Origin of the sequence: Pseudomonas fortuita (assembly GCF_026898135.2) — a bacterium.
Classification (GTDB): Bacteria; Pseudomonadota; Gammaproteobacteria; order Pseudomonadales; family Pseudomonadaceae; genus Aquipseudomonas; species Aquipseudomonas fortuita.
The window spans coordinates 3,994,459-4,019,346 of the sequence record NZ_CP114035.2; the positions used below are offsets into that span (position 1 = coordinate 3,994,459).

General features: G+C 61.4%; 28 protein-coding genes. 12 read left to right on the top strand and 16 right to left on the bottom strand.

The genetic code is table 11. The features are described from left to right. Window positions 1-96 precede the first annotated feature (96 nt). From rplT to thrS, 4 genes are read right to left on the bottom strand one after another with little or no spacing between them, the layout of a single operon-like run. A complete protein-coding gene (gene rplT, locus OZ911_RS18390; RefSeq protein ID WP_009394046.1) occupies window positions 97-453 on the bottom strand; it encodes a 50S ribosomal protein L20 in 357 nt (118 codons plus the stop codon). Window positions 454-480: 27 nt separating this feature from the next. Further along, window positions 481-675, bottom strand: a complete 195-nt coding sequence (rpmI, locus tag OZ911_RS18395; protein ID WP_003250667.1) for a 50S ribosomal protein L35 — start codon at window positions 673-675, stop codon at window positions 481-483. Window positions 676-735: 60 nt separating this feature from the next. Further along, window positions 736-1,287: a translation initiation factor IF-3 gene (infC, locus tag OZ911_RS18400; protein ID WP_016487884.1), complete on the bottom strand. Its 552-nt coding sequence runs from the start codon at window positions 1,285-1,287 to the stop codon at window positions 736-738. Beyond that, window positions 1,287-3,209: a threonine--tRNA ligase gene (gene thrS / locus OZ911_RS18405; RefSeq protein WP_016487885.1), complete on the bottom strand. Its 1,923-nt coding sequence runs from the start codon at window positions 3,207-3,209 to the stop codon at window positions 1,287-1,289. Before thrS ends, infC begins: the two co-directional genes overlap by 1 nt. Window positions 3,210-3,546: 337 nt before the next feature. Between thrS and OZ911_RS18410 the strand changes: the two genes are divergently transcribed. Together OZ911_RS18410 and OZ911_RS18415 are read left to right on the top strand one after the other, a co-directional pair. Next, window positions 3,547-3,852, top strand: coding sequence for a hypothetical protein (locus tag OZ911_RS18410; protein ID WP_023049112.1), 306 nt, complete (start codon window positions 3,547-3,549; stop codon window positions 3,850-3,852). 163 nt (window positions 3,853-4,015) lie between these two features. Beyond that, window positions 4,016-4,228 carry a cold-shock protein gene (locus OZ911_RS18415; RefSeq protein ID WP_012273095.1) on the top strand — a complete coding sequence of 71 codons (213 nt, stop codon included), beginning with the start codon at window positions 4,016-4,018 and terminating at the stop codon, window positions 4,226-4,228. Window positions 4,229-4,416: 188 nt separating this feature from the next. Here OZ911_RS18415 and OZ911_RS18420 read toward each other — a convergent pair whose 3' ends face one another. Then, window positions 4,417-4,737 carry an I78 family peptidase inhibitor gene (locus OZ911_RS18420; RefSeq protein ID WP_016487887.1) on the bottom strand — a complete coding sequence of 107 codons (321 nt, stop codon included), beginning with the start codon at window positions 4,735-4,737 and terminating at the stop codon, window positions 4,417-4,419. Window positions 4,738-5,011: 274 nt separating this feature from the next. Between OZ911_RS18420 and OZ911_RS18425 the strand changes: the two genes are divergently transcribed. Next, window positions 5,012-5,224 carry a hypothetical protein gene (locus OZ911_RS18425; protein WP_016487888.1) on the top strand — a complete coding sequence of 71 codons (213 nt, stop codon included), beginning with the start codon at window positions 5,012-5,014 and terminating at the stop codon, window positions 5,222-5,224. Here the strand turns inward: OZ911_RS18425 and OZ911_RS18430 are convergent. The 7 genes from OZ911_RS18430 to OZ911_RS18460 form a co-directional block, all read right to left on the bottom strand. Continuing rightward, window positions 5,196-6,197, bottom strand: coding sequence for a nucleoside hydrolase (locus OZ911_RS18430; protein ID WP_023049113.1), 1,002 nt, complete (start codon window positions 6,195-6,197; stop codon window positions 5,196-5,198). The two genes, OZ911_RS18425 and OZ911_RS18430, sit on opposite strands and share 29 nt — an antisense overlap. Window positions 6,198-6,378: 181 nt before the next feature. After that, window positions 6,379-6,777 carry a D-ribose pyranase gene (gene rbsD, locus OZ911_RS18435; protein WP_016487890.1) on the bottom strand — a complete coding sequence of 133 codons (399 nt, stop codon included), beginning with the start codon at window positions 6,775-6,777 and terminating at the stop codon, window positions 6,379-6,381. After that, window positions 6,774-7,682, bottom strand: a complete 909-nt coding sequence (gene rbsK / locus OZ911_RS18440; protein ID WP_070086352.1) for a ribokinase — start codon at window positions 7,680-7,682, stop codon at window positions 6,774-6,776. The genes rbsD and rbsK overlap by 4 nt, the downstream gene beginning before the upstream one ends. A gap of 15 nt (window positions 7,683-7,697) precedes the next feature. Next, window positions 7,698-8,720: a LacI family DNA-binding transcriptional regulator gene (locus OZ911_RS18445; RefSeq protein ID WP_016487892.1), complete on the bottom strand. Its 1,023-nt coding sequence runs from the start codon at window positions 8,718-8,720 to the stop codon at window positions 7,698-7,700. Between the two features lie 4 nt (window positions 8,721-8,724). After that, window positions 8,725-9,720 (bottom strand): ABC transporter permease, encoded by a 996-nt coding sequence (locus OZ911_RS18450; protein ID WP_023049114.1) that lies wholly within the window; start codon window positions 9,718-9,720, stop codon window positions 8,725-8,727. Next, on the bottom strand, window positions 9,717-11,270 hold the full coding sequence (locus OZ911_RS18455) for a sugar ABC transporter ATP-binding protein (protein ID WP_070086353.1): 1,554 nt from the start codon (window positions 11,268-11,270) through the stop codon (window positions 9,717-9,719). Before OZ911_RS18455 ends, OZ911_RS18450 begins: the two co-directional genes overlap by 4 nt. A 20-nt stretch (window positions 11,271-11,290) precedes the next feature. Beyond that, on the bottom strand, window positions 11,291-12,250 hold the full coding sequence (locus OZ911_RS18460) for a sugar ABC transporter substrate-binding protein (protein WP_031312265.1): 960 nt from the start codon (window positions 12,248-12,250) through the stop codon (window positions 11,291-11,293). Window positions 12,251-12,648: 398 nt separating this feature from the next. On the opposite strand from OZ911_RS18460, the gene OZ911_RS18465 reads away from it, so the two are divergent. Then, window positions 12,649-13,737, top strand: a complete 1,089-nt coding sequence (locus tag OZ911_RS18465; RefSeq protein ID WP_031312266.1) for an asparaginase — start codon at window positions 12,649-12,651, stop codon at window positions 13,735-13,737. 150 nt (window positions 13,738-13,887) lie between these two features. Here OZ911_RS18465 and OZ911_RS18470 read toward each other — a convergent pair whose 3' ends face one another. Continuing rightward, window positions 13,888-15,933 (bottom strand): TonB-dependent receptor family protein, encoded by a 2,046-nt coding sequence (locus OZ911_RS18470; protein WP_023048702.1) that lies wholly within the window; start codon window positions 15,931-15,933, stop codon window positions 13,888-13,890. A 202-nt stretch (window positions 15,934-16,135) separates the two neighbouring features. Between OZ911_RS18470 and OZ911_RS18475 the strand changes: the two genes are divergently transcribed. Next, window positions 16,136-16,378, top strand: coding sequence for a DUF1654 domain-containing protein (locus tag OZ911_RS18475; RefSeq protein WP_016487898.1), 243 nt, complete (start codon window positions 16,136-16,138; stop codon window positions 16,376-16,378). A 6-nt stretch (window positions 16,379-16,384) separates the two neighbouring features. Then, window positions 16,385-17,077 carry an endonuclease gene (locus OZ911_RS18480; protein WP_016487899.1) on the top strand — a complete coding sequence of 231 codons (693 nt, stop codon included), beginning with the start codon at window positions 16,385-16,387 and terminating at the stop codon, window positions 17,075-17,077. A gap of 3 nt (window positions 17,078-17,080) precedes the next feature. Here OZ911_RS18480 and OZ911_RS18485 read toward each other — a convergent pair whose 3' ends face one another. Together OZ911_RS18485 and OZ911_RS18490 are read right to left on the bottom strand one after the other, a co-directional pair. Beyond that, complete coding sequence (locus OZ911_RS18485; RefSeq protein WP_016487900.1) at window positions 17,081-17,506, bottom strand: GTP diphosphokinase; 426 nt, start codon at window positions 17,504-17,506, stop codon at window positions 17,081-17,083. A gap of 191 nt (window positions 17,507-17,697) precedes the next feature. Further along, window positions 17,698-18,267: an SPOR domain-containing protein gene (locus tag OZ911_RS18490; RefSeq protein ID WP_016487901.1), complete on the bottom strand. Its 570-nt coding sequence runs from the start codon at window positions 18,265-18,267 to the stop codon at window positions 17,698-17,700. A 330-nt stretch (window positions 18,268-18,597) separates the two neighbouring features. On the opposite strand from OZ911_RS18490, the gene OZ911_RS18495 reads away from it, so the two are divergent. Genes OZ911_RS18495 through OZ911_RS18515 form a run of 5 tightly spaced genes read left to right on the top strand, consistent with a single transcriptional unit; the run spans window position 18,598 to window position 23,095 of the window. Then, window positions 18,598-19,113, top strand: coding sequence for a TRAP transporter small permease (locus tag OZ911_RS18495; RefSeq protein ID WP_023048474.1), 516 nt, complete (start codon window positions 18,598-18,600; stop codon window positions 19,111-19,113). Next, window positions 19,113-20,396, top strand: coding sequence for a TRAP transporter large permease subunit (locus OZ911_RS18500; protein WP_016487903.1), 1,284 nt, complete (start codon window positions 19,113-19,115; stop codon window positions 20,394-20,396). Before OZ911_RS18495 ends, OZ911_RS18500 begins: the two co-directional genes overlap by 1 nt. Window positions 20,397-20,425: 29 nt before the next feature. Further along, window positions 20,426-21,421 (top strand): TRAP transporter substrate-binding protein, encoded by a 996-nt coding sequence (locus tag OZ911_RS18505; protein ID WP_016487904.1) that lies wholly within the window; start codon window positions 20,426-20,428, stop codon window positions 21,419-21,421. A 51-nt stretch (window positions 21,422-21,472) separates the two neighbouring features. Then, window positions 21,473-22,276 carry a carbon-nitrogen hydrolase family protein gene (locus OZ911_RS18510; RefSeq protein ID WP_016487905.1) on the top strand — a complete coding sequence of 268 codons (804 nt, stop codon included), beginning with the start codon at window positions 21,473-21,475 and terminating at the stop codon, window positions 22,274-22,276. Window positions 22,277-22,294: 18 nt separating this feature from the next. Further along, window positions 22,295-23,095 carry an HpcH/HpaI aldolase family protein gene (locus tag OZ911_RS18515; RefSeq protein ID WP_023048475.1) on the top strand — a complete coding sequence of 267 codons (801 nt, stop codon included), beginning with the start codon at window positions 22,295-22,297 and terminating at the stop codon, window positions 23,093-23,095. Between the two features lie 82 nt (window positions 23,096-23,177). Here OZ911_RS18515 and OZ911_RS18520 read toward each other — a convergent pair whose 3' ends face one another. Then, entirely contained in the window at window positions 23,178-24,077 is a 900-nt protein-coding gene (locus tag OZ911_RS18520) for a LysR family transcriptional regulator (RefSeq protein WP_016487907.1), read from the bottom strand. Between the two features lie 112 nt (window positions 24,078-24,189). Here OZ911_RS18520 and OZ911_RS18525 point away from each other — a divergent pair, with 112 nt between their 5' ends. Further along, a complete protein-coding gene (locus OZ911_RS18525) occupies window positions 24,190-24,861 on the top strand; it encodes an RraA family protein (protein ID WP_016487908.1) in 672 nt (223 codons plus the stop codon). Window positions 24,862-24,888 lie beyond the last annotated feature (27 nt).

A 24,888-nucleotide genomic window follows, 5' to 3' on the forward strand; every position in this document is an offset into this window, starting at 1 on the left:
ATACGAAAATAGGGGAAGAGCTTTGAAGGCTCTTCCCCTATCGATGACGTTCAATGCCCGACGGCGCTAGCGCCGCCGGGTGATTGTCGCGGGTACTTAAGCCAGAACGGCTTTAGCTTTCTCGACAATCGCAGCAAACGCCGCTTTTTCGTTCACTGCCAGATCGGCCAGAACCTTACGGTCGATTTCGATCGAAGCCTTTTTCAGGCCAGCAATCAGACGGCTGTAGGACAGACCGTTATTGCGGGCACCGGCGTTGATACGAGCGATCCACAGTGCGCGGAACTGACGCTTCTTCTGGCGACGGTCGCGGTAGGCGTATTGGCCTGCCTTGATGACCGCTTGCTTGGCTACGCGGAATACGCGCGAGCGTGCACCGTAGTAACCTTTAGCCAGTTTCAGAATTTTCTTGTGACGCTTACGAGCGATGACGCCACGCTTAACACGAGCCATGAGTAACTTCCTCTATCTTAACCAGAATTAACGAACGCGCAGCATGCGCTCGACTTTTGCCACGTCAGACGGGTGCAGCAAGCTGGCACCGCGCAGTTGACGCTTACGCTTGGTCGACATTTTGGTCAGGATGTGGCTCTTGAAAGCGTGCTTGTGCTTGAAGCCCGAAGCTGTCTTCAGGAAGCGCTTCGCAGCACCGCTTTTGGTTTTCATTTTTGGCATGTTGGAACTCCGCATTCGATAAAATTACACATAATCATCAGGCCTGCCGTGCCCGGGAGATTACTTCTTTTTCTTGGGGGCGATGACCATCATAAGCTGGCGTCCTTCCATCTTCGGATGCTGCTCAACGGTGCCGTATTCAAGCAGGTCATTTTCAACCCGCTTCAACAACTCCATGCCCAGCTCCTGGTGGGCCATCTCACGACCACGGAATCTCAGAGAGATCTTGGCCTTGTCCCCATCGGTAAGGAAACGTACCAGGTTGCGTAGTTTTACCTGGTAATCCCCATCCTCCGTCCCTGGACGAAACTTGATTTCTTTGATCTGGATCTGCTTCTGGTTTTTCTTGGCTTCGTTGGCCTGCTTCTTCTTCTCGAAGAGGTGCTTGCCGTAGTCCATGACCTTGCAGACGGGCGGTACCGCGTCTGCAGAGATTTCTACCAGGTCCAGCTTCGCTTCATCAGCGATACGCAGCGCTTCATCAATCGAGACGATGCCAACCTGCTCGCCGTCTGCGCCAATTAACCGAACCTCGCGGGCCGAGATATTCTCGTTGATCGGGGCCTTCGGTACAGCACGCTTATCGTTTCTCATTTCACGCTTAATAGTCATTACTCCGATTCTTGGCGACCACGCCGGGAAACCGCTTGTGTCAGAAGCTCAGCGAATTGGGCGACGGGCATGGAGCCCAGGTCTGCGCCTTCGCGAGTACGCACTGCAACGGTCTGCGTTTCGACTTCGCGATCCCCTATAACCAAAAGGTACGGGACCTTGAGCAAAGTATGCTCGCGGATTTTAAAGCCGATCTTCTCATTTCTCAAGTCCGACTTGGCACGGAAACCGCTACCGTTCAGAGATTTCTCAACCTCGAGGGCGAAATCGGCCTGTTTGTCGGTGATATTCATGATCACCGCCTGGGTCGGTGCCAGCCACGCCGGGAACACGCCAGCGTAGTGCTCGATCAGCATGCCGATAAAGCGCTCGAACGAACCGAGGATGGCGCGGTGCAGCATGACCGGGCGAACACGGCTGTTATCTTCGGCGATATAGCTGGCATCCAGACGCTCTGGCAGGTTCGGGTCGTACTGCAGGGTACCACACTGCCAGTTACGGCCGAGGCAGTCGCGCAAGGTAAACTCGATTTTCGGGCCATAGAAAGCGCCCTCGCCTGGCTGGTATTCCCACTCCAGGCCCGATTCGTTCAGGGCGTCGGCCAGTGCCGATTCGGCACGGTCCCACAGCTCTTCAGAACCGACACGCTTGGCCGGACGGGTGGACAACTTCATGGCGATATCGCTGAAGCCGAAGTCTTTGTACACGTCCAGGGTCAGCTTGATGAAGTCGGCGGCTTCTTTCTTCACCTGGTCTTCGGTGCAGAAGATGTGCGCGTCGTCCTGCACGAAGCCACGCACGCGCATGATGCCGTGCAGGGCGCCGGACGGCTCGTTACGGTGGCAGGCACCAAACTCGGCCAGGCGCAGCGGCAGGTCGCGGTAGCTTTTCAGGCCCTGGTTGAACACCTGCACGTGGCACGGGCAGTTCATCGGTTTTACCGCGTAGTCACGGCTTTCCGACGACGTGGTGAACATGTTCTCGGCGTAGTTGGACCAATGCCCGGAACGCTCCCAGAGAATACGGTCAACAACCTGCGGGGTCTTGATTTCCAGGTAGCCGTTGGCGCGCTGAACCTGGCGCATGTACTGCTCAAGCACCTGGTATACAGTCCAGCCGTTGGCATGCCAGAACACCATGCCCGGGGCTTCTTCCTGCAGGTGGAACAAGTCGAGCTGCTTGCCGATCTTGCGATGGTCGCGTTTTTCGGCTTCTTCGATGCGCTGAACGTAGGCAGCCAGCTGCTTTTTGTCGGCCCAGGCGGTGCCGTACACGCGCTGCAGCTGCTCGTTCTTGGCATCACCGCGCCAGTAGGCACCGGACAGCTTGGTCAGCTTGAATGCCTTGAGGAAGCGGGTGTTCGGCACGTGCGGGCCACGGCACATGTCGACATATTCTTCGTGATAATACAGGCCCATGGCCTGCTCATCCGGCATGTCCTCGACCAGGCGCAGCTTGTAGTCTTCGCCACGGGCCTTGAACACATCGATGACTTCGGCGCGCGGGGTCACTTTCTTGACCACGTCGTAGTCTTTCTCGATCAGCTCCATCATGCGCTTTTCGATGGCAGCCATGTCTTCAGGGGTGAAGGGGCGCTCGTAGGCGATGTCGTAATAGAAGCCTTCATCGATAACCGGGCCGATGACCATCTTGGCGGTCGGGTACAGCTGCTTCACTGCGTGGCCGACCAAGTGGGCGCACGAGTGACGGATGATCTCCAGTCCCTCTTCATCTTTAGGGGTGATGATCTGCAGGGTGGCGTCGTGGCTGATCAGGTCGCACGCGTCGACCAGTTTGCCATCGACCTTGCCGGCGACCGTAGCCTTGGCCAGGCCGGCACCGATGGATGCGGCTACGTCGGCGACGGATACGGCGTGGTCAAACGAACGTTGACTGCCATCGGGAAGAGTAATAATGGGCATGGCGCCTCCTCTCCTAGTGGTGACCCCTACCAAAGGTCACGTGGGTTGGGATGAGCCAGTACAAGATCCGGCCTGCCTTCCTTCATAAGGAAGCCTGCCTCACAGTGGCAGAAGCCTTTCGGCTTGCAAGGGACGAACCAGAGTGACTGGAAAGAAAAAAGATAGCTGCAGCCGGCACAGCGCGACTACAAGCCGGGCATGCTAGCACGCGGGTTGCGCCCCAGGCAGAAATATTTGGAAATTGCACCGCAGCGGTGAACTATCGCGGAAAAATACGGCTCAGACCTTAGGAAGCAACCTACTCTTGATGAGACCTTGACCCAAGGAGTAACTGGTTATGCGAGTTCCGTCTCTTCTGGCCCTGGCGGCCGCTGGCGCCCTGCTGCTGCCCGTGGCTGCGAACGCTGGCAACTTCCCCGCCGGGAAGGAGGCCGCCTACACCGCCCAGTGCACGCAAGTGGCCGGCAGCCAGGGCGTTGACGCTGCCACCGCGAAAAAACACTGCGACTGCGGCGCACGAGCCATCGAAAAGAATTTCACCGACGCCGAGATTGCCGACCTTAACAGCAACGATGGCGTTGACGCCAAGCTGATGCAGAAGGCCCAGACTGTGGTGCAACAGGCCTGCGCACCGAAGCGCTGAACCCTTAAAGCCGGTGACCGCCGGTAACTATTTTGCGTTAGATCAACATCTGGTGAAGGTAAAAGGCGCTAGTTCTGCAGAATTAGACTATGATGTCCTCTGTGCCAGACAGCTCAGGCGTCTAGGCACTTCGAAAAATTTCAAGTTTCTGGAGATTCATCCCATGTCCAATCGCCAAACCGGCACCGTCAAATGGTTCAATGATGAGAAAGGCTTCGGCTTCATCACCCCACAAGGCGGCGGCGACGACCTGTTCGTTCACTTCAAAGCCATCGAATCCGACGGCTTCAAGAGCCTGAAAGAAGGTCAGACTGTTTCCTTCGTCGCCGAGCGCGGTCAGAAGGGCATGCAGGCTGCTCAGGTTCGTCCGGAGTAATTCGGAAGCTGTGAAAAAACCCGCCCTTGTGGCGGGTTTTTTTATGGGCGCTGACCAGGCGGCACACGCTGCTCTTTGCTTCAGGCGGTGAAGCTAAAAACCTGGGGCCGCTTTGCGGCCCTTTCCGGCCGGTCCGGCGCCCCGGCAAGGCCGCTCCTACAGGGACCGCATGGGCCTTTGGAGCTGCATCAACCGCAGTTGACGCGGGTTACCTTGCCCTGCTCGTCCACGTTCAGGTTCAGGCGTTCGGAGCGGTACTCCAGGGTTACCACGTCGTGCGGCTTGAGAATGCGTGCCATCTGCGAGCCACTGGCCTTGCGTGCCTGCTCCAGCAGCTCGGCGCTGGCAGGCTTGCCAATGGCAAAATCGGCGCCACTGGCATCGCAGCGGCCGTCATTGGCTACAGGCGAAGCTGGCACAGCACCACCATCGGCGTTGCCACCAGTGCTGCAACCAGCCAGGACAGCAGCCACCGCCAGGGTTGCCAGGTAAGCACGGGTACGGAACATGAAGCCTCCTAAATAGGTCCGGGAACTGTCTGTTCCGACAGCTCCGCTGGGTATTCGTTGCAAAACCGGTCAAGTCTGCCTGAACTCTGGCAGCGAGGCGAAAAGCAATCGTGACCGGATTTTGCACAACCCACTGCGTTTGCCATATGCTTAGCGCGCACAGTCACTGGCGCAAAGCCATGATTTACTGCAAGAAGTGGAGCGCATCCCGCCTCCATCGAACACCAGGGTCAGGTGTTCACCCCTTCGTCCCGGGCCCCAGCGAGAGCTTTTCATGAGTACCCACAGCATCGATGCCGACATCAAGGTCAAATGGGCGGAGGGCCAGAGCGCGTACAGCCCTGGCACACCGGAAGAATTGCTGTTGATCGCCATCGACCTGTTGGTACGCGACAACGGTGCCGAGGCGGCCCGCAGCTTCATCGACCAGGTGTTCGAGCGCTACGCGCCGCACGCGGCTATTCCAATCGCGCCAGACGGGCGCTGAGCAGGTCAAACAGCCCCTGAGCATCGCCCTGCTCCACCCACAACACATTCGCCGGCTGCTTGAGCACGCCGTACCAGTCGGCAACCGTCTGGCCGAAAGTCGGGCCTTCGCGGCTGTCGATGCTCATGTGGATACGCCGGCCACTGAACAGCTCGGGCTTTAGCAGGTAGGCAATGACACTGGCGTCGTGCACCGGGCCGCCGGGCATGCCGTACAGGTCCATGTCGTGGGTGATGTAGGCATTCAGGATATCCACCACGCGCTTGCTGGCCTGGTTGTTCACGGTTGCCAGTTGTTTCAGGCGTGCGTCGCTGGTCAGCAGCTTGTGAGTGACGTCCAGCGGCAGGTAGGTGAGCTGCACACCGCTGGCCAGCACCACTTCGGCGGCATGCGGGTCGGCATAGAGGTTGAATTCCGCCACAGGGGTGATGTTGCCTCCGTTGAAATGGGCACCGCCCATGACCACCACCTCCTTGATGGCCTTGACGATGTCCGGGCGCTGGATCAGCGCCAAGGCCAGGTTGGTCTGCGGGCCGAGCATGGCCACGGTGATGCTGTGCGGTTTGGCTGTGCCGAGGGTGTCGATCAGGTATTGCACGGCATTGCCTTGGGCCAGAGGCGCTTTGGGCTCGTGCACCTGTACCCCGGTAAGGCCTTCTTCACCATGAACATCGACGGCGTATATCGGCGCGCGCACCAGTGGGCGGCCGGCGCCGGCGTACACGGGGATGTCTTCGCGACCCGCCCATTCGCGGGCCAGACGGGCGTTTCGCGAGGTTTTATCCAGGCGCACGTTGCCTGCCACGGTGGTGATGGCGCGGATATTGAGCTCGTCGGGCGAGGCCATGGCCAGAAACAGCGCGACCACGTCGTCGGCGCCAGGGTCGGTGTCGATGATCAGGTCGATGGGGGCGGCCTGAAGGGTGGTGGCTGTGGCCATGAAGGCGAGTCCTTGTAGCAGGGGTTTGAGCATGGGGCACTCCTTGTTGCCAGAACACAGGACACAAACACACCGCAGCCCCCTGTAGGAGCGGCCTTGTGCCGCGATGGGGCGCGAAGCGGCCCCGGAAAGTTTTGCTGCGAAGCTGAAAATCTGGGGCCGCTTCGCGCCCCATCGCCGCACAAGGCCGCTCCTACAAAAAGCGCGGTGGCTGTCAGAAAGTGACGCCGGAGATGAGGGCGATGTTGCTGTAGGGCTGGCACTCACCGGTACGCACCACTGCACGGGCACTGCGCGACAACACCTTGAAATCCTCATGGCTCAGCCATTCGCGCTTGCCCAGCTTGCCCTTCAGCCGCTCGATTTCGATCAGCGCTGGCGGCACCACTTTCTGCATTTCTTCAGCCAGCACATGCCGCTCTACCTGCAGCTCGCTCAGCACCGCCCGCAACACGCTGGCGAAATCCGGCAGACCGGGCGTGATGGCCAGGTCGATCAGTTCCACGCCTGGTGGCACCGGCAGCCCGGCATCGCCGATCACCAGGATATCGCCATGCCCCATGCCGGCAATGACCCGCGACAGGGCAACGTTCAGCAAGGGGGTTTTCTTCATGGTGTCAGCTCCGCCAGGTAAGGGATCGACGGCTGGGCGCCAGCACGGGTAACCGACAAGGCTGCGGCACGCTGGCCAAAGGCAATGGCTTCGCCCTCCTCCAGCCCCCGCACCAGCCCGGCAGCAAAGCCACCGATGAAAGTATCACCAGCAGCGGTGGTGTCCAGCGGCTGCACCACCGGCGCCGGGTAGTGCTGATGACCTTGGGCAGTCACCAGCAAGGCCCCTTGCGCGCCCAGGGTGATGATCACTTTACCCGCCCCCAGTTGCAGCAAGCGCTCGCCAGCACGCCGCGCACTGTCCTGGTCCGTAACAGCCACGCTGGTCAGGGCTTCGGCCTCGCTTTCGTTAGGTGTGAGGTAATCGATGCAGGCAAACCAGCCCGCCGGCAAGGGCCCGGTGGCCGGCGCCGGGTTCAGGATCACCTGCTTGCCCAGTTCACGGGCCCTGGCCAGGGTCCAGGCCACGGTGTCGGCCGGCACTTCCAGTTGGCAGATGACCACCTCGGCTGCCTGCAGCAGCGCATCGAAGCGCTGTACCGAGTGCGGCGTCAGCAGGCCGTTGCCGCCAGGAATGATGACAATGCAGTTCTGGCTGGCAGCATCCACGGTAATCAGTGCCACACCGCTGGATACCCCTGGGCACGTGCTGACGCCCTGGCAATCGATGCCCTCGACATAAAGGGCCCGATGCAGTTGCCGGCCATAGTCATCGTCACCCACATTGCCGATCATTGCCACGCTACCGCCCAGCCGTGCCACCGCCACGGCCTGGTTGGCGCCCTTGCCGCCCGGCACGGTGAAAAAGCTATCGCCGGGGAGTGTTTCGCCGGCCCGGGGCAGGCGCTGGGCGCGAGCCACCAGGTCCATATTGAGGCTGCCGACTACCACAACCTTGGCATTCATGACATTTCCTTAGCGTTAGCGGTAATCGTTGAACAGGTCCGGGCGCGGCCCGGTGGACTCACGCAGTACGATGCGCGGCGCAACGATGCGTTGCTCCGCCGCACCTTGGCGCGGTGTGCCGATACGCGACAGCAGCAAAGAGGCGGCGCTCTCGCCCAGCTCGCGAATCGACTGGCCTACCGTGGTCAGCGGCGGGTACACATAGCGGCTGAGCTCGATGTCGTCGAAACCGATCACCGACAGCTCGCCCGGCACGCTGATATTGCGTTCGGCTGCCGCACGCAGCACGCCAAACCCGATCATGTCATTGCCGGCAAAAATCGCCGTGGGCCGTTTGCCCTCCAGTACCTGCGCCGCTGCCGCATGCCCACCCGGGCTGGTGAAGTCGCAGTGCAGCACACGGCTGCCCAGTACCGGCACGCCGGCTTCGGCCATGGCACGGCGGAAGCCGTTCAGGCGCAGCTGGGTAACCCCGGTTTCGGCGGGGCCGCCAATATAGGCGACGTCGCGGTGGCCAAGCTCTAGCAGATGCTGGGTAGCCAGGTAGGCGCCGTGCTCGTGGTCGATGCGCACCAGGTCGGCATCCACGCCTTCCAGCTCACGGTCGACGATCACCATGGGCGTGCGCACGCAGGCCAGGCTTTGCAGCAGGTCGCTGTCCTGGCCCACCGAGGCCACCACCAGGCCATCGATGCGCTTTTCCAGCAGCACGCGCAGGTAACTGCGCTGCTTCTGTGGGTTATCGTCGGAGTTGCACAAAATCACACAGTAGCCGTTGCGTTCGCAGGCATCTTCAATGCCCCGTGCCAGCTCGGCGAAGTACGGGTTGACGCTGTTGGGCACCAGCAGGCCGATGGTGGCTGTGCTGCGCGCCTTGAGTGAACGCGCCACCGCGCTGGGCACGTAGTCCAGCTCGATAATGGCGGCTTCAACCTTCTGCCGCACGTGTTCGCTGACCGGCCGGGTCTTGTTCAATACATGGGACACGGTGGTGTAGGAAATGCCCGCCAATGCCGCGACGTCTTTGATGGTTGCCATATAGTCAGTTCCGCCGGCCTGCACGCCGGCTGCGGTAAGTGTCGAGTACCACGGCGATGACGATGACCGCCCCGGTAATGATGCGTTTGGTCGGCTCGCTGGCGCCAATCTGCGCCAGCCCGGCGGCCAGCACGGAAATGATCAGTACGCCAAAGAAGGTGCTGATGACCGAGCCGCGCCCACCCATCAGGCTGGTACCGCCAATCACCACGGCGGCGATCACCTGCAGCTCCAGGCCGGAGCCGGCGTTGGGGTCGGCTGCTTCCAGGCGCGATATCTGGAACAGCGCGGCCAGGCCTGCCAGCAGCCCCATCAGGGCGAATACCAGCACTTTGTACGGGCGTGGGTCGATGCCTGCCAGGCGTACGGCTTCTTCGTTGGTCCCAATGCCGATCAGGTAACGGCCGAACACCGTGCGGGTCAGCAGCAGGTGCGCCAGCACAATCACCAGCAAGGCGATGATGAACGCTGGCGAAATACCAAAGGCAACCGGGTTGGAGAACCAGGCATAGGCATCGCCGATGTAGGCGGTGCGCGAGTCGGTGAACTGGTAGGCCAGGCCGCGGGCCATTTCCAGCACCCCGAGCGAGACGATGAACGACGGGATGCGCCAGGCCACGGTAACGCCGCCGGTGATGCTGCCGGCCAGCGCGGCCACGGCCATGCCCAGCAGCGCCGAGGGCAGCACGCCCCAGCCCCAGCCGAGGATCGCCACACTCACTGCAGAAGCCGCCAACGCCAGCACCGAGCCCACCGACAGGTCGATGCCACCAATGATCAGCACGAAGGTCATGCCCACGGCCAGCACCATCAGGTCGGGGATCTGGTTGGCCAGGGTACTGAAGGTGTTGTACGACCAGAAGTGGCTGCTAAGAAACGAGAACAGCACAATCATGGCCAGCAAGGCGGCGGCCAGGCCCAGGTAGGTGCCCAGGCCAAAGTACGTGCCACTGCGGCGCACAGGGGCGGCGCCTTGGCTATCGAGCGGGGTGGTTTTCATGCGTCCATCCTGGGGGCTGCACCGTGCAGCATTCCGTCACGTTTCTGATAGCCGGCAAAGGCGGCCGCAAGCAGCTGATCCTGGCTCCAATGGTCACGTTCGAAGGTGTCGATCAGGCGGCCGGCGGACAGCACCGCGATGCGGTCGCAGATCAACATCAGCTCGCGCAGGTCGCTGGACACCACCACCAGGGCCTTACCCTGGCGCGCCAGCTCGGCCAACAGGCCATAGATATCGAATTTGGCACCCACATCGATGCCACGGGTGGGCTCGTCGAACAGCAGCACCTGGCAGTCGCGCTCCAGCCAGCGGCCAATCACCACTTTTTGCTGATTGCCGCCAGACAGCTCGCCCACCACTTGTTGCGCGCCGGCACTGCGAATGCGCATGGCCTGGATCTGGCGTTCGGCCAAAGCCTGTTCCGCCTCGCCGTCGAGCACGCCGGCCCGCGATACCGCACCCAGGTTGCCCAGGGCGATGTTGGCGCTGATCGACTGCGTCAGCAGCAGGCCCTCGCCTTTGCGGTCTTCGGTGATCAGCGCAATACCAGCCCGTACCGCGGCTTTGGGCGAGTCGATACTTAACGGCTGCGGCGGCAGGCCCAGCGCGACGCTGCCGCTGTCGGCGCGATCGGCACCGTAAATCAGGCGCAACAGCTCGGTACGGCCGGCGCCGATCAGGCCGGATATGCCGAAGATCTCCCCTGCCCTCACCTCGAATGACACTTCGCGCACCTTGTCCGCACGGCTGAGCTTGTCGACCTTGAGCAGCGGTGCACCGATCTGCCGGCGGCCCAGGTCGATATGCTCGCCCAGCTCGCGACCGACCATCAGGTTGACCAGCTCGGTGCTGCTGTAGCGTTGGATCGGCTCGTCGCACACCAGCTTGCCATCGCGCAGCACAACGATGCGTTGGGCCACGCGCTGCAGTTCTTCGAGGCGATGCGAGATATACACGATGGCCACGCCCCGCGCGCGCAGGCGCTCGATCTGGGTGAACAGCAACTCCACCTCGCGCGCGGTGAGCATGGCGGTAGGTTCATCGAAGATCAGCACATGGCAGTCACCGATCAGGTTGCGGGCAATTTCGACCATCTGCTGATGGCCTATGCCCAGTTCGCCGACCGGGGTGTCCGGGTTGATGGCGTCAAGCCCGACCTGGGCCATGGCGGCCGTGGCCAGCTGGCGCAGGCGCTTTTGGCTGATCCAGCCAAAGCGGCTGGGCAGGTTGTCGAGAAACAGGTTTTCCGCCACGGTCAGCGTGGGCAGCAGGTTCAACTCCTGCATGACCATACGCACGCCAAGGCGCTCGGCCTCGCTGCGGCTGCCGGGCGCGTATGCCTGGCCGCGGTAGGTCATGTGCCCGGTGGTGGGCGCCTCCAGGCCGCTGATGAGCTTGGAAAGCGTACTCTTGCCCGCGCCGTTCTCGCCAGTCAGGGCCAGTACTTCGCCAGCCCGCAGGTTCAGGCTGACTTCGCCCAGCACCGGCTGGGCGTACGTCTTGCCCAGGCCGTTGGCGGCGAGCACCACTTCATTGGCCGATGCAGGCATGGCCGTATCTCCTGGCAGCATCAGGGCTTCTTGGTGATGAGTTGGACCGGGGTCTGGATGACGTTGTCGGCATCCACATCCGGTTTCTCGCCCTTGACCATTTTCAGCGCAGCCTGGATGCCGTACACCGCCTGCTGGCTGGCGGCCTGGTCGAGGGTGGCCAGCACGCGACCATCGGCAAGCATCGGCTTGATGGCGTTGATGTTGTCGTAGCCCACCACTTGCACCTGGCCGGCCTTGCCGGCGGCGCGCACGGCCGATACGGCGCCCAGGGCCATACTGTCGTTGCCGGCCAGCAAGGCCTTCAGGTCGGGGTATTCGTTAAGCATGGAGGCGGCGACGGCATTGCCTTTGTCGATTTCCCAATTGCCGCTTTGTACCGAGACGATTTCCATCTTTGCGGCGTCCATGGCGTCCTTGAAACCGGCGGTGCGCTGCTGGGCGTTGGTGGTGGTCGGGACCCCTTCGATGATGCCCACCTGGTCGCCTGCCTTGAGCTTCTGGCTGGCCAGGTAGTCGCCGACCAGGCGCGCGCCTTTGCGGTTGTCGGGGCCCACGAACGGCACGCTGATGCCTTTGCTCTTGAGCAGATCAGGGTCCAGGCGGTTGTCGATGTTGATCACCACCACACCCTGGTCCATGGCCTTCTTCACCGCCGACACCAGCGCCTTGGAATCAGCCGGGGCAATCACCAGCGCCTTGGCGCCGGCATTGACCATTTGTTCGACAATGCGAATCTGCTCGCCGGTGTCGGTCTCGTTCTTGATGCCGTTGGCAATCAGCTCAAATTCGTCGGCGTGACTTTTTTGGTAGTCCTTGGCGCCGTCTTCCATGGTGCGGAAAAATTCGTTGGCCAGTGACTTCATCACCAGAGCGACTTTGGGTTTGTCTTCGGCGTGAGCGGCAGCCAGGGGAAGTGCGAGTGAAAGGGAGGAAACGACAGCGAGGGCCAGCAGACGACCGGGGAACGGCAGTTTCATGGACGATGACTCCGAATCTTGTTTTTTTATCGGATCGCAAACGTTTGCGTTGGCTAACTATGGAAACAAGACCGGCGTTTGTCAAATCCGTTTGGCTGTCGGAGGCAGATGCTGCTGGAGCCGATTATGCAGTTTTTTCCGGAAAACCGAACAGCCTTTCCTATGCTTGTTCGGAATTACGAATGGAACATTGTCTCTTGCAGGAACGTCCTTGTGTCGCGAAAGGGTCGCGTAGCCGCTCCGTTTTAGGTGCAACACCCTACATTGTCGGGGCTGCTACGTAGCTCATCGCGACGCAAAGCCGCCCCTACAAGGGGCGCACGATGGCTTGGTACGAAATATGCCTACCGCTCTGTGCGAAATAACAACAATCTCATTAGGAAGAGAGAACAATAATGATGAACGCCGCATTCAAAACCTTCGCCCCCAGCGCACTCGCCCTGCTGCTGATCCTGCCAGCCACCGCCTCTGCCAAAGAAGCCGAAACCCAGCAGAAACTGGCCAACGTCGTCATCCTCGCCACTGGCGGCACCATTGCCGGCGCTGGCGCCAGCGCGGCCAACAGCGCCACCTACCAGGCTGCCAAGCTGGGCATCGACAAGCTGATTGCCGGCGTGCCGGAACTGGCCGACATCGCCAACGTACGCGGCGAGCAGGTGATGCAGATCGCCTCTGAAAGCATCACCAACGAGGACTTGCTCAAGCTTGGCAAGCGGGTTGCCGAACTGGCCGAGAGCAAGGACGTCGACGGTATCGTCATTACCCACGGCACCGACACCCTCGAAGAAACCGCCTACTTCCTCAACCTGGTGGAAAAGACCGACAAGCCAATCGTGGTGGTCGGCTCGATGCGCCCGGGCACCGCCATGTCTGCCGACGGCATGCTCAACCTGTACAACGCCGTGGCCGTGGCCGGCGACAAGCAGTCGCGCGGCAAGGGCGTGCTGGTGACCATGAACGACGAGATCCAGTCTGGGCGTGACGTGAGCAAGTCGGTCAACATCAAGACCGAAGCCTTCAAGAGCGCCTGGGGCCCAATGGGCATGGTGGTAGAAGGCAAGTCCTACTGGTTCCGCCTGCCAGCCAAGCGCCACACGGTCAATTCCGAGTTCGACATCAAGCAGATCAGCAGCCTGCCACAGGTGGACATTGCCTATGGCTATGGCAACGTGACCGACACCGCTTACAAGGCACTGGCGCAGAACGGTGCCAAGGCGCTGATCCACGCCGGTACCGGCAACGGTTCGGTGTCGTCGCGGGTGGTGCCGGCGTTGCAGGAGCTGCGCAAGAACGGCGTGCAGATCATCCGTTCGTCGCACGTCAACCAGGGTGGCTTTGTGCTGCGCAATGCCGAACAGCCGGATGACAAGAACGACTGGGTAGTAGCCCACGACCTGAACCCGCAGAAGGCTCGTATTCTGGCGATGGTCGCCATGACCAAGACCCAGGACAGCAAAGAGCTGCAGCGGATCTTCTGGGAATACTGAGTACCTCGCGCCCACTGTGGGAGCGGCCTTGCGTCGGGCAAGCCCGCTCCCACAGCCCCCCCTGCTAAGGCACCGAGTTAGCGTTTATTCCATGAGATCGGGTTCACCCCGCCATTCACCGCACTGCATGCTTCGTCAGGATGTTGCCAGCTACCTGAACCGGTACTCCAACCCCGCCCCCGCATACCACGACCGCCCGGGCGCTGCCTCGTAGTAACGCCCGTTGCCGTCGCCGACAATGACCGAGCCTACATACTGCCGGTCAAACAGGTTGTCCAGCCGCACCAGCTGGTGGAACGTCCAAGGCCCCACATGTTGCTCGAACCGGGTCCGCCAGTTGAATACCGCATACGCAGGTGCGGCCTTGGCGTTGTTGCTGTCGTCCACATACACCTTACTGCGGTACTGCCCTTCAACCCCCATGCTGATGGACGACACTGGCTTCCAGACCAGCTCGCCATACAGGTTGTCCAGCGGCACACCTGGCAGGCGGTTGCCACTTTGGATGGTCTGGCTGATGTCATCGGCATAGCGGGCATCAGTGCGGGTATACACCAAGGTGGTCTGCCACTGCTGGCTCAAGTCACTTTGCAGGCTCGCCTCAAAGCCGCGTCGTACAGTACGCCCCGCATTGCGATAGCTGGTTCGACCATCCGTAGCGCTGGCGACGACGATTTCGTCATCGGTATGAATCTCGTACACCGCTGCATTCAGGCGCGTGCGCTCGCCAAGCCGGTACTTCACACCCAATTCGTACTGCATGCTGGTGGCGGGCTTGAGGCCGAAGTTAAAGCTTTCGAGCACACCCGGCGCATAGGCCATTTCGGCCTGCGTGGGGGTTTCGAAGCCTTTGCCGACGCTCACGTAACCGCGCAGATCAGGCGTGAACGCGTACATCACCGACAGCGATGGCGTGGCCTGCTGATACTTCTTCGAGCCGCTGGAGTCACCGTTGGCCAAGTAGTGGTCGTCGACACGCATTTCCATGGTGCTGTAGCGCAGCCCCAGCTCACTGGTCCAGTTGCCGATTTCCCAATGCGCCTGAAGGTAAGGGTCCAGGCTGGTAGCGGTGTCTTTCTCGTCGCGGCGCAACTCACCTTTAAGGCCCAGTTGGTCACCGCTGAAATTCTGATAACCGCGTCGGTCGTCCTTGCTCTGGTCGTAATCGGCGCCGACCGTGAAGGTTAGGTTGCCGGGCACATTCGCAACCGGCTGTATCCAGCGCAGGGTGCCGCCGTGGAACTCGCGGTCGAAGTCAACGACCCCGCCGCCACGCTGGCTGTTGGAGGCCACCGATTTGGGGATGGACAAATACTGCACCACGCTGCGTCGCCCCGCGTACAGGTTGAACTGCAGCGTGGCATCGCCAAAGTAGCGTTCGTAGTTCATGCCCAGTTGCTGGTGGTCGATGCTTTTGCGGGTGTTGTAGGTTTCGGCCACTGCTGCCGTGGAACGTGGGTCATGCTTGTAGGCATCCCAGGTCTGCCCCAGCGGGTCCTGCGTGTTGTTCTGCTCCAGGCTGCTGTAGATCAGCGCCATGCGCGAGTCGTCGTCGGGCTTGAAGTTGACCTTGGCGAAGGTCTGGTCACGGCGCGCGGCACTGTGGTCGCGATAGCCATCGGTATCCAGGCGCGAGGCATCCAGCACGAACCCTGCGGTGTCGTTCCCGCCCTCTGCCGACAGGTGATTCTTGTTGAAGCCGTCGCTGCCGAAGGTGGTTTCGGCCCCCACGCGCGCAGGCCCCTGCCCGTCCCGGGTAAACATCTGGATCACACCACCGGCGTTGCTGCCATACAGTGTCGCTGCCGGGCCGCGCAGCACTTCAATACGGTCGGCCACATCCAGGTTCAGCGTGGCGGCCTGCCCTTGCCCGTCGGGCGTGCTGGCCGGTATGCCGTCGCTTAGCAGCTTGATGCCACGCACGCCGAAGGCCGAGCGTGCACCGTAGCCCCGCGACGAAATCTGCAGGTCTTGCGCATAGTTCTGACGGTTCTGCACCACCAGCCCAGGGACTTTGCTCAGCACTTCTGACAGGTTGACGCCAAGTTGGCCATCGGTGCCGTGGGACAGGTCAACGGTATCCACCGAAAACGGCAGGTCGAATGTGCTGGTGGGGGCATAGGCACCGGTCACCACCAGCGGTGCCATGACGACGACATCGGGTGAACTGGCCTTGGCACTGCCATTAACGCTCATCCCACCTGCAAACAGCAGGACCAGACTTGTAGATGAAGGAAAACGAGAAAGAAATCGATACATGCGCAGCTTCCGGAAATTGCCGGTATTACACCAGACCGGCAGCGCCAGCGCGAACGGTGGTTTTTTTCCTGACAAGCTGTTGCGAATTTACTTACGCTGAAATACTGTATGCACATACAGCAAAAATAAGGAATTTCCTGTGTCCAGCACCGCCTCCGCCACTCCGAGCAGCTATGAACAGCTGGGTGTACGCATCCAGAAGATCATCAACAGCCCCACCGCCCAGCGCAGCCGTGCGGCGCTGATCTTCCGCCTGGAACAGGAAAGCCCGGAAGACTGGGAAAGCTTGCTGGAGGAGATCGCAGAAAACGACAACGTGACCCTCGCCCACCGCGACGATGGCGGTGTGCAGATTTTCTGGACTGTGCCGAAGGAAGACTGACCGCGCATGAGAGTTTCGCTTTTCGCGGCAGCCTGCCTGTTACTGACCACGCCGCTTGTTCAAGCCGATGCCCCACGCACCTTCCAGGAGGCCAAGAAGGTCGCCTGGAAGCTCTATGCCCCGCAATCGACCGAGTTTTATTGCGGGTGCAAATACAAGGGCAACAAGGTCGACCTGGCGTCCTGCGGCTATGCCCCACGCAAGAATGCCCAGCGCGCGTCGCGCATCGAGTGGGAACACATCGTGCCTGCCTGGCAAATTGGCCATCAGCGCCAATGCTGGCAGAGCGGCGGTCGCAAGCAGTGCGCGCAGCATGACGAAGTGTACAAACGCGCCGAAGCCGACCTGCACAACCTGGTGCCCAGCATCGGTGAGGTCAACGGCGACCGCAGCAACTTCAGTTTCGGCTGGTTGCCGGAACAACGCGGCCAGTACGGTAGCTGCCTGACCCAGGTCGACTTCAAGGCCAGGAAGGTGATGCCGCGCCCGTCGATTCGCGGCATGATCGCCCGCACCTACTTCTACATGAGCAAGCAGTACAACCTGCGCCTGTCCAAACAGGACCGCCAGTTGTTCGAGGCCTGGAACAAGACCTACCCGCCGCAGGTTTGGGAGCAGCAACGCAACCAACAGGTCGCCTGCGTGATGGGGCGGGGAAACGAGTTTGTCGGGCCAGTCAACCTCAAGGCGTGCGGTTGAGCCTCAGGCCAGTGCCTGGAGATAGGCGCTGGCTTCCCGGTAACGGGCCAGCCGCGCCAGGTCGGCGGGGCCAGGGCAAGGAATGCGTGAAAGGTCACTGTTATCGGCCAGGTCGGCCAGCTTGACGGTTCGCGCCAACGGGTCATCGCCCAGGCGTACCACGAAATCCTGGTACGGCTCGCCCTCACGGCGACTGAGTGCCAGCAAGGCGGCAAGGATTTTCAGGGTAAAACCCTCGCGGGCCAGGTCGGACACGGTCAGCGGGGTGTCCTCGATCACATCGTGAAGGACTGCGACAATACGTTGCTCGGGTGTGGACACCCGCATCATCACGCGTAGCGGGTGGAGAATATACGCCACCCCGCCCTTGTCGTATTGCCCTTCATGCGCCCTGGCGGCCACGGCAATGGCCCGCTCCAGTGTAGACATGAGGCCCCTCCCCCGTTCGGCATCTTCCACCCAAGCATAGCCAAACTTGTGTGAACAATATCTAACACACGCCTCACAAAGCTGCACACACCCGGTTGGCGGGGCCTTATGACGGCAACAGTTGTGGGAGCGGGCATGCCCGCTCCCACAACTGCCGCGAAGGCTCCGGGCTCCCACCCACTGCTGCAGTTCTAGCGGGTTGCGCCATGCTGGATGACCACCGAATCGGTGCCCAGCTTGGCCATCACTTCGTCCTTGCGCGCTTGAGCTTCTTCACGGGTTGGGAACGGCCCCATCAGCACCACCGGCTTGCCGTTGCGGTATTCCACCGAAGACGGGATACCCTTCTCGATGAGCCGCGCGGTCATGTCGCTCAGCGCGCCCATGTTGGCACCCTGGATCACTTCCACGTCCCAGCCCTCGGGTGCCGGCTGGCCAGCCAGTGCATCGGCACGGCGCTGCAGATCGGCGCCGCCGCACACCTCGCGGATGCGCAGGTTGTTGCCGGTGTCGTCGACGATGATGTCGTACTGGCCGTCACGCTTGATCGCCACATAGCTGCGGTAGGCTTCGTACTGCCCGGCATCGTCCTTGCCGCGAACCTGGCCGCAGATGGTGCCCTGTGTGTCGATCCGCACGTTGCCGAACTTGGCGGTTTTGGGGTTATGCAGGTGTTCGGCCACCTGCTTGTGCACGCCTTCGACCTCGTTTTCACAGCCCGCCAGGGCAAGCACTGCCATTACCACAGCCAGTTTGCGCACGCGTGTACCTCCAGATTCGAAGGGGCGGATTCTAGCACGAGGGCCATGCGCAAGAACCGCGACCATACGTTACACCTTGCAACCAAGTCATAGGACAACTACCCGTGGCGTCTGCGCTGATCGCCATTTCTTATCCCGCTGATAAAAAACTTGAGGCAGCGCAAGCCGGGCGTTTCGTAGAAGAATCGGGGCAGTCATACGACGACGTATGTCGAATAATAATAAAGGTGAACCCATGTCCCGCTCATACATACAGGTGGATGCTCGTGTCCGCATGATCGCACCGGGCGCTTTTGGCGCTTCCTGGGCAGCTCTGCCTCAGGAGGCGCCATGAAAACCCTGGTCGATGGTTACTTCATCATCCTCAAAACGCTGGTGGTAGGTTGTCTGGTCGGCATCACCTGCCTGATCTTCACCAACGTCGTGCTGCGCTATGGCTTCAACTCAGGGTTGTTCTTCAGCGAAGAGATTTCCCGCCTGGCGTTTGTATGGCTGGTGTTTGCTGGCGCGCAGCTGATGCTGCACGAACACGGCCACATCGGCGTCGACATCGTCACCCGCCGCGTCTCGCCTGGCGTGGCCCGCTGGCTGCTGGCACTGACACAACTGCTGATGCTGTATGTGACCTGGCTGTTTCTCGACGGCAGCTGGAAGCAGACCCTGATCAACCTGCATGTCGGTGCTCCCTCCACGGGTATTTCCATGGCGCTGTTCTACGGCGCGGGCCTGGTCTTCTGCATCCTCAGCGCGCTGCTGATCAGCACCCAGCTGGTCAGGAACCTGACGGGCACCCTCCCGGCGCCCGCCCAGACCGAAACTTCGCTCAAAGATGGAGCAGTCGAATAATGGCCCTGTCTGTTTTCGTCGGCGTGCTGATGGCCGCCATCCTGATCGGCGCCCCCATCGCCTATGCCCTGATCCTTTGCGGCGTGGCGTTGATGTGGCTCCTGGGCCTGTTCGATGGCCAGATCATCGCGCAGAACATCATCAACTCGGCCGGCAGCTTCCCGCTGCTGGCAATTCCGCTCTTCATCATCGCTGGCGAGGTAATGAACAGCGGCGGCTTGTCCAAGCGCATCATCAAGCTGGCCATCACCCTGGTCGGCCACCTGCGCGGCGGGCTTGGCTACGTCACCATTTTTGCCGGCGTGCTACTGTCGAGCCTGTCCGGTTCGGCCTTGGCCGACGCCGCCTCGCTGACCGCCCTGTTGCTGCCGATGATGGTCATCGCCGGCTACAACCGTAACCGCTCCGGGGGCCTGATCGCATCGGTGTCGGTGCTGGGTTCAATCATTCCACCCAGCATCGGTTTCGTTGTGCTTGGCGTGGCTTCGGGGCTGTCGATCACCAAGCTGTTCCTCGCCGGCATCGCCCCGGGGCTGATGATCGCCGCCGCACTGGTGGTGGCCTGGTGGCTGATGTCGCGGCGTAACAACGATGTGCAACTGAGCCCCAAGGCCAGCGGCAAGGAGCGCCTCAAGGCCCTGGTGGACAGCTTCTGGGCGCTGATGCTGCCGGTGATCATCGTCGTCGGCCTGCGTTTTGGCGTGGTCACCCCGACCGAGGCCGGTGCGGTGGCCAGTGTCTATGCCCTGCTGGTGTCGTCGCTGATCTACCGCGAGCTCAGCCTCAAATCGCTCAACCAACTGCTGCTGCGCGCCGGCAAGACCACCGCTGCCGTGATGTTCCTGGTAGCTGCCGCTTCGATCCCGGCCTGGATGATTACCATCGCCGACATCCCCGGGCAAATCATCGACCTGATCCAGCCAGTGATGGACAACCCGCGGCTGCTGATCGTAGTGCTGATGCTGCTGATCCTGGTGATTTCCATGGTCATGGACCTCACCCCCACCATTTTGCTGCTCGCACCAATCCTGGTACCGGTGGTGACCGCTGCGAACATCGACCCAATCTATTTCGGGGTGCTGTTCATGATCAATTGCTCGATCGGCCTGATCACCCCGCCGGTGGGCACGGTGCTCAACGTGGTCTGCGGCATCGGTCGCATGCGTTACGAGGCACTGCTCAAAGGCACGTTCCCCTTCCTGATCGCGGAAATCATCGTGCTGTTCCTGCTGGTCATCTTCCCCGAACTGGTCACCGTTCCCGCCCAGTGGTTCGGGCATTGATCCCCTCTATAACAATAAAGGTACTGTCCATGAAGAAACTCGCCCTCATCGCCGCCCTGTTGCTGTCCAGCAGCTTGAGCATGGCCGCCGACTACAACGCCCGCGTCATCAAGTTCGCCGCCACCAGCCCCAAAGGCACGCCACCGGCCATCGGCATGGAACTGTTCGCCAAGAAGGTTCAGGAGCGCAGCGAAGGCAAGATCAAGGTGCGCACCTTCCCCAACGGTGTCCTGGGCGGCGACGTACAGGTGCTGTCTTCCTTGCAGGGCGGCGTGGTGGAAATGATGACCTGGAACGCCGGGCTGATGCTTAACCACATCACCGACTTCGGCATCCTCGACTTCCCGTTCCTGTACACCGACACCGCCAAGGTCGATGCCATGCTCGACGGCGAGGTAGGCAAGATGCTCACCGACCAGTTGCCAGCGAAAAATCTGGTAGGCCTGGCGTTCTGGGAGCTGGGCGAGCGCAACCTGACCAACAATGTGCGGCCGGTGCAAAAGCTTGAAGACATTGCCGGGCTGAAGATTCGCGCCCAGCAATCGCCGCTGTTCCTGGACGTGTGGGCGGCACTCGGTGCCAACCCGACGCCGCTGCCTTTCACCGAGGTGCACACGGCACTGGAGACCGGCACCGTGGACGGCCAGGAAAACCCGGCGGCGCTGATCCTCGCCTCACGCTTCAACGAGGTGCAGAAGTACCTGAGCCTGACCCGGCACAACTACAACCCACAGATTGTGCTGATCGGCAAGACGTTCTGGGACAGCCTCAACAAGGATGAGCAGCAACTGCTGACCGAGGTTGCCCAGGAAGTGCGGCTGGAACAACGGCGCATCTCCCGGGAGGCGGACAGCAAGGCCATCGCCGACCTGCAGGGCGCGGGCATGCAAGTCAACCAACTGCCGCCCGACGAGGTGGCGCGCATCCAGGCCAAGATTCGCCCCGTGGTCGACAAGTACGCCGCACAGATCAATCCCCAACTGGTCAGCAAGGTCTACCAGGCCATGGGCTACCAGCCACAGTGACGCCCTCGCGCCGCGCATTGCGGCGCCTTTCAACTGCCATCAAGGAACAGCATGAAAATCTCCGTAGCCCAGATTCACCCGGTGGCCGGCAACCCGGCCCTGACCGTCGACAAGGTTGCCACGCTGGCACGCCAGACCGCTGCAGAAGGCTCGCGGCTGATCGCCTTTGCCGAATGCCTGCTCACCGGCGGCGCGTTCGACAGCCGTGAAGACCTCGAGCGCGGCGCCATCAGCCTCGACGCCCTGGCGCCGCTGCTGGAGGTATCGGCGCAGACCGGCATCCTGATCGTGGTCGGCTTCTACGAGCGGCACGCCAGCTCGGTGTACAACACCGCCGCGCTGATCGGCGCGCAAGGCATCATCGGCCTGCACCGCAAGCGCCACTTGCCATTCATGATCGGCGACCGCTTCACCGACCGCCCCAGCGATTGGGCAACACCTGTGTTCGATACCGACATCGGCCGCATCGGCCTGGCCATCTGCTACGAAATCCGCTTCCCCGAAGTGGTACGCACCCTGGCCCTGGAAGGTGCCGACATCGTCGTACTGCCTGCTGCCTGGCCAGAACAGGCACGCATGCTGCCGGACATTTTCAGCACCGTGCGCGCCGCTGAAAACATGGTGTACTTCGTTGCTCCCAACCGCAACGACATGGACGAGGGCATGCAGTTCATCGGCACCAGCCATATCATCGAACCGTCCGGCAAGACCCTGGTGCGCGCCGGCCTGGAAGACGGCGTGTACACCGCCGAGATCGACCTGGCCAAGGCCCGCAACAAATCGCTGATCCGTGACCCGGGCATATTCGAAGTGCACCCGTTCCGCGACCGGCTGCCTGAAACCTACCGCATCTGACCCAAGGCGGCCTCGAACATGAACCAAAGCACTACACACACCTTGCTGAAGGCCCGCATGGCGCGCGGTGCCACGTTCGGCATGAACATCTACAGCACCGCCTGCATGGCCATCGAAGTGGCCGGCAACTGGGGCCTGGACTTCGTCTTCATTGACGCCGAGCACACCGCGCTGGGCGTGGACCGCGACATGGAAAAACTGCTGCTGGCCGCCAGCAGCGCTGCAATCCCCAGCCTGGTACGGGTGCGGGGCACGCTGGAGTGGGATATACGCAAGGCCCTGGAAATGGGCGCTGCCGGGGTGATCGTGCCGCAAGTGCACAACGCCGCGCAGATGCGCCAGATCATCCATTACAGCAAGTTCCCGCCCTTGGGACGCCGCGGTGGCGACAGCTCGGTGCGCTCGGCCGGGTTCGCCGGGCCAGGTTTCGACTGGGCGCGCTATACGCAGGCAGAAAACGACCGCAGCGTGATCGTGCCCATGGCCGAAAGCTATGAGTTTTTTGACAACATCGATGAGATTCTCGATGTGGAAGGGATCGATGCAGTGCACTTCGGGCCGGCGGACTACTCACTTTCACGCGGGCTACCGGTCGACTACCGCCTGGGCAACCCCGAGGTGCGGCAACGCCTGCAGGTGCTGATCGAAAAATGCCACGCCCGCTCGATCAAGGTGATGGTGCCGTGCTTTCCGGCCGACCGAGTCACCGCCGGGCGTTTGCTGGACATGGGCAGCGACATGCTGCTGATGGGCAGTGATCTGTCATGGCTCAACCAGGCCGGGCAACATATCGCTGCAGTAAAACAGGCGCTCACCTGACCGGCTGACACGCCACACAACCGGCGCCTGCAGGCACCGCGCAGTTTTCGGGCTGCTACGGTGCCTGCGGGCTCGGGACTAATCAATCTACCAGAAAGTTCTGCTTTACCAGTGTCGCCCGAATGATCGATACCAGTTCACCCAGTTGCATGTCTGGCCGTTCAGTCAAATAGGAAAGGCAGAACTTTGCCGCAGGAATCGCCGGGTCGCACGGTAATGTCTTCAGCATGTCCACCGCCAACATGTCGCGAATCAGTGGCACCGGCAATATGCCAATGGCATGCCCCGCCGATACCATCTTGGCAATAAACGCCAGCGAGTTGCTGGAATGAAAAGCGTGGCTCGCCGAGCCGCTTTCCTGCAACCAGCGGTCCACCACCGAATACAGTGTCGACGGCGCGCTGTGGGTAACGATCGAATACTGCCGCGCCTGCTGCGGCAGAAACGGCCCGTCGGCAATCTCCAGGTGCCGCGCCGCCACCCACTGAAACGTCATCCAGCCAAGGAACACATCGGTCACATCCTCGCGTGTGGCCGGGTTGGTCAGCAGGGCGATGTCCAGTTCGTGATCGTTCAGTTTGCGGTTGAGCGCGGCGCCCACATCGATGGTGATTTCCAGGGTGATTTCCGGGAAGTGCGCCTTGATTTCGCTTATCACCGCAGTCAGCCCGACCATGGCCGAGCACTCGTCTGCACCCAGGCGCAGGCGCCGGTGTTGCTTCTGCTGGGCCGCAAACTGCTCCAGCTGCGTGCTGTTGTTCAGTACCAGTTCGGCATGGCGCAGCGCCGTGTGGCCGTCGGCGGTGAGGCTCATGCGCTGCTTGCTGCGGTCGAACAGCTTGACGCTGAGCAACGACTCCATTTCCTTGATGCGCGCCGACACCGCAGGTTGCGTCAGGTGAAGATGCCGTGAGGCCGCGTGCACACCGCCCAGGCGAGCGGTCCAGTAGAATGCCTCGATCTGCATCAGCGTGATACGCATGATAAAAACTGCTCCGGCTACTGCTTACGGATTTTTATTATCGACCGTTCAGGGCGCTTGTTAGGATGACCGAAACCCTTCGAAAAAGCATCCGGCATAACAACAACTCCCTATGTATATCATCGAAGCTCTGCCTACCCCGGTTAACGCCAACGAACTTGAAATACTGATCAATGCCGAACCGGCAACTATCGGTCATTTCATTACCCACGGCATACCCCACCCAGACATCAAGGCACACTTGCAGAATGTACGCGCGGTGGGCACTGCCGTAACCGTACGCATGCCCGGCAATGACGGTGGCATCCTGCACTACGCCATGGGCTGCGCACGCCCCGGCGATTTCCTGATCGTGGACCGCTGCGGCGAGCGCATCACCGCCGCGCTGGGTGGGGCCATGGCGTACGCCGCCAAGCAGGCCGGGGTAGCCGGGATCATTGTCGACGGCTATGTCACCGACCTTGGCGAATTGCGCGAGCACGGCGTGCCGGTATGGTCGCGCGGTGCCAGTGCCATCACCACGCGAGTGATCGGCCACGAAGGCGAGTTCTGCACTGCCATCCAGTGCGGCGGGGTCATCGTGTACCCGGGCGACGCCGTGGTGGCAGACGAGAACGGCATCGTGTTCCTGCGCCCAGGCAAGGTGGTAGAACTGGCGCAACGGGCAATCGACTTCCAGCACAACGAAAAGCACACCCTCGCACGGCTGGCCAAGGGCGAGAAGTTTCCCGACATCGTCGGGTCGCGGTCGACCATCGAGGCGGCGACCCGCCCTCGCGGATAGCGTCACACCGCACCCGAAGTAGCCCCC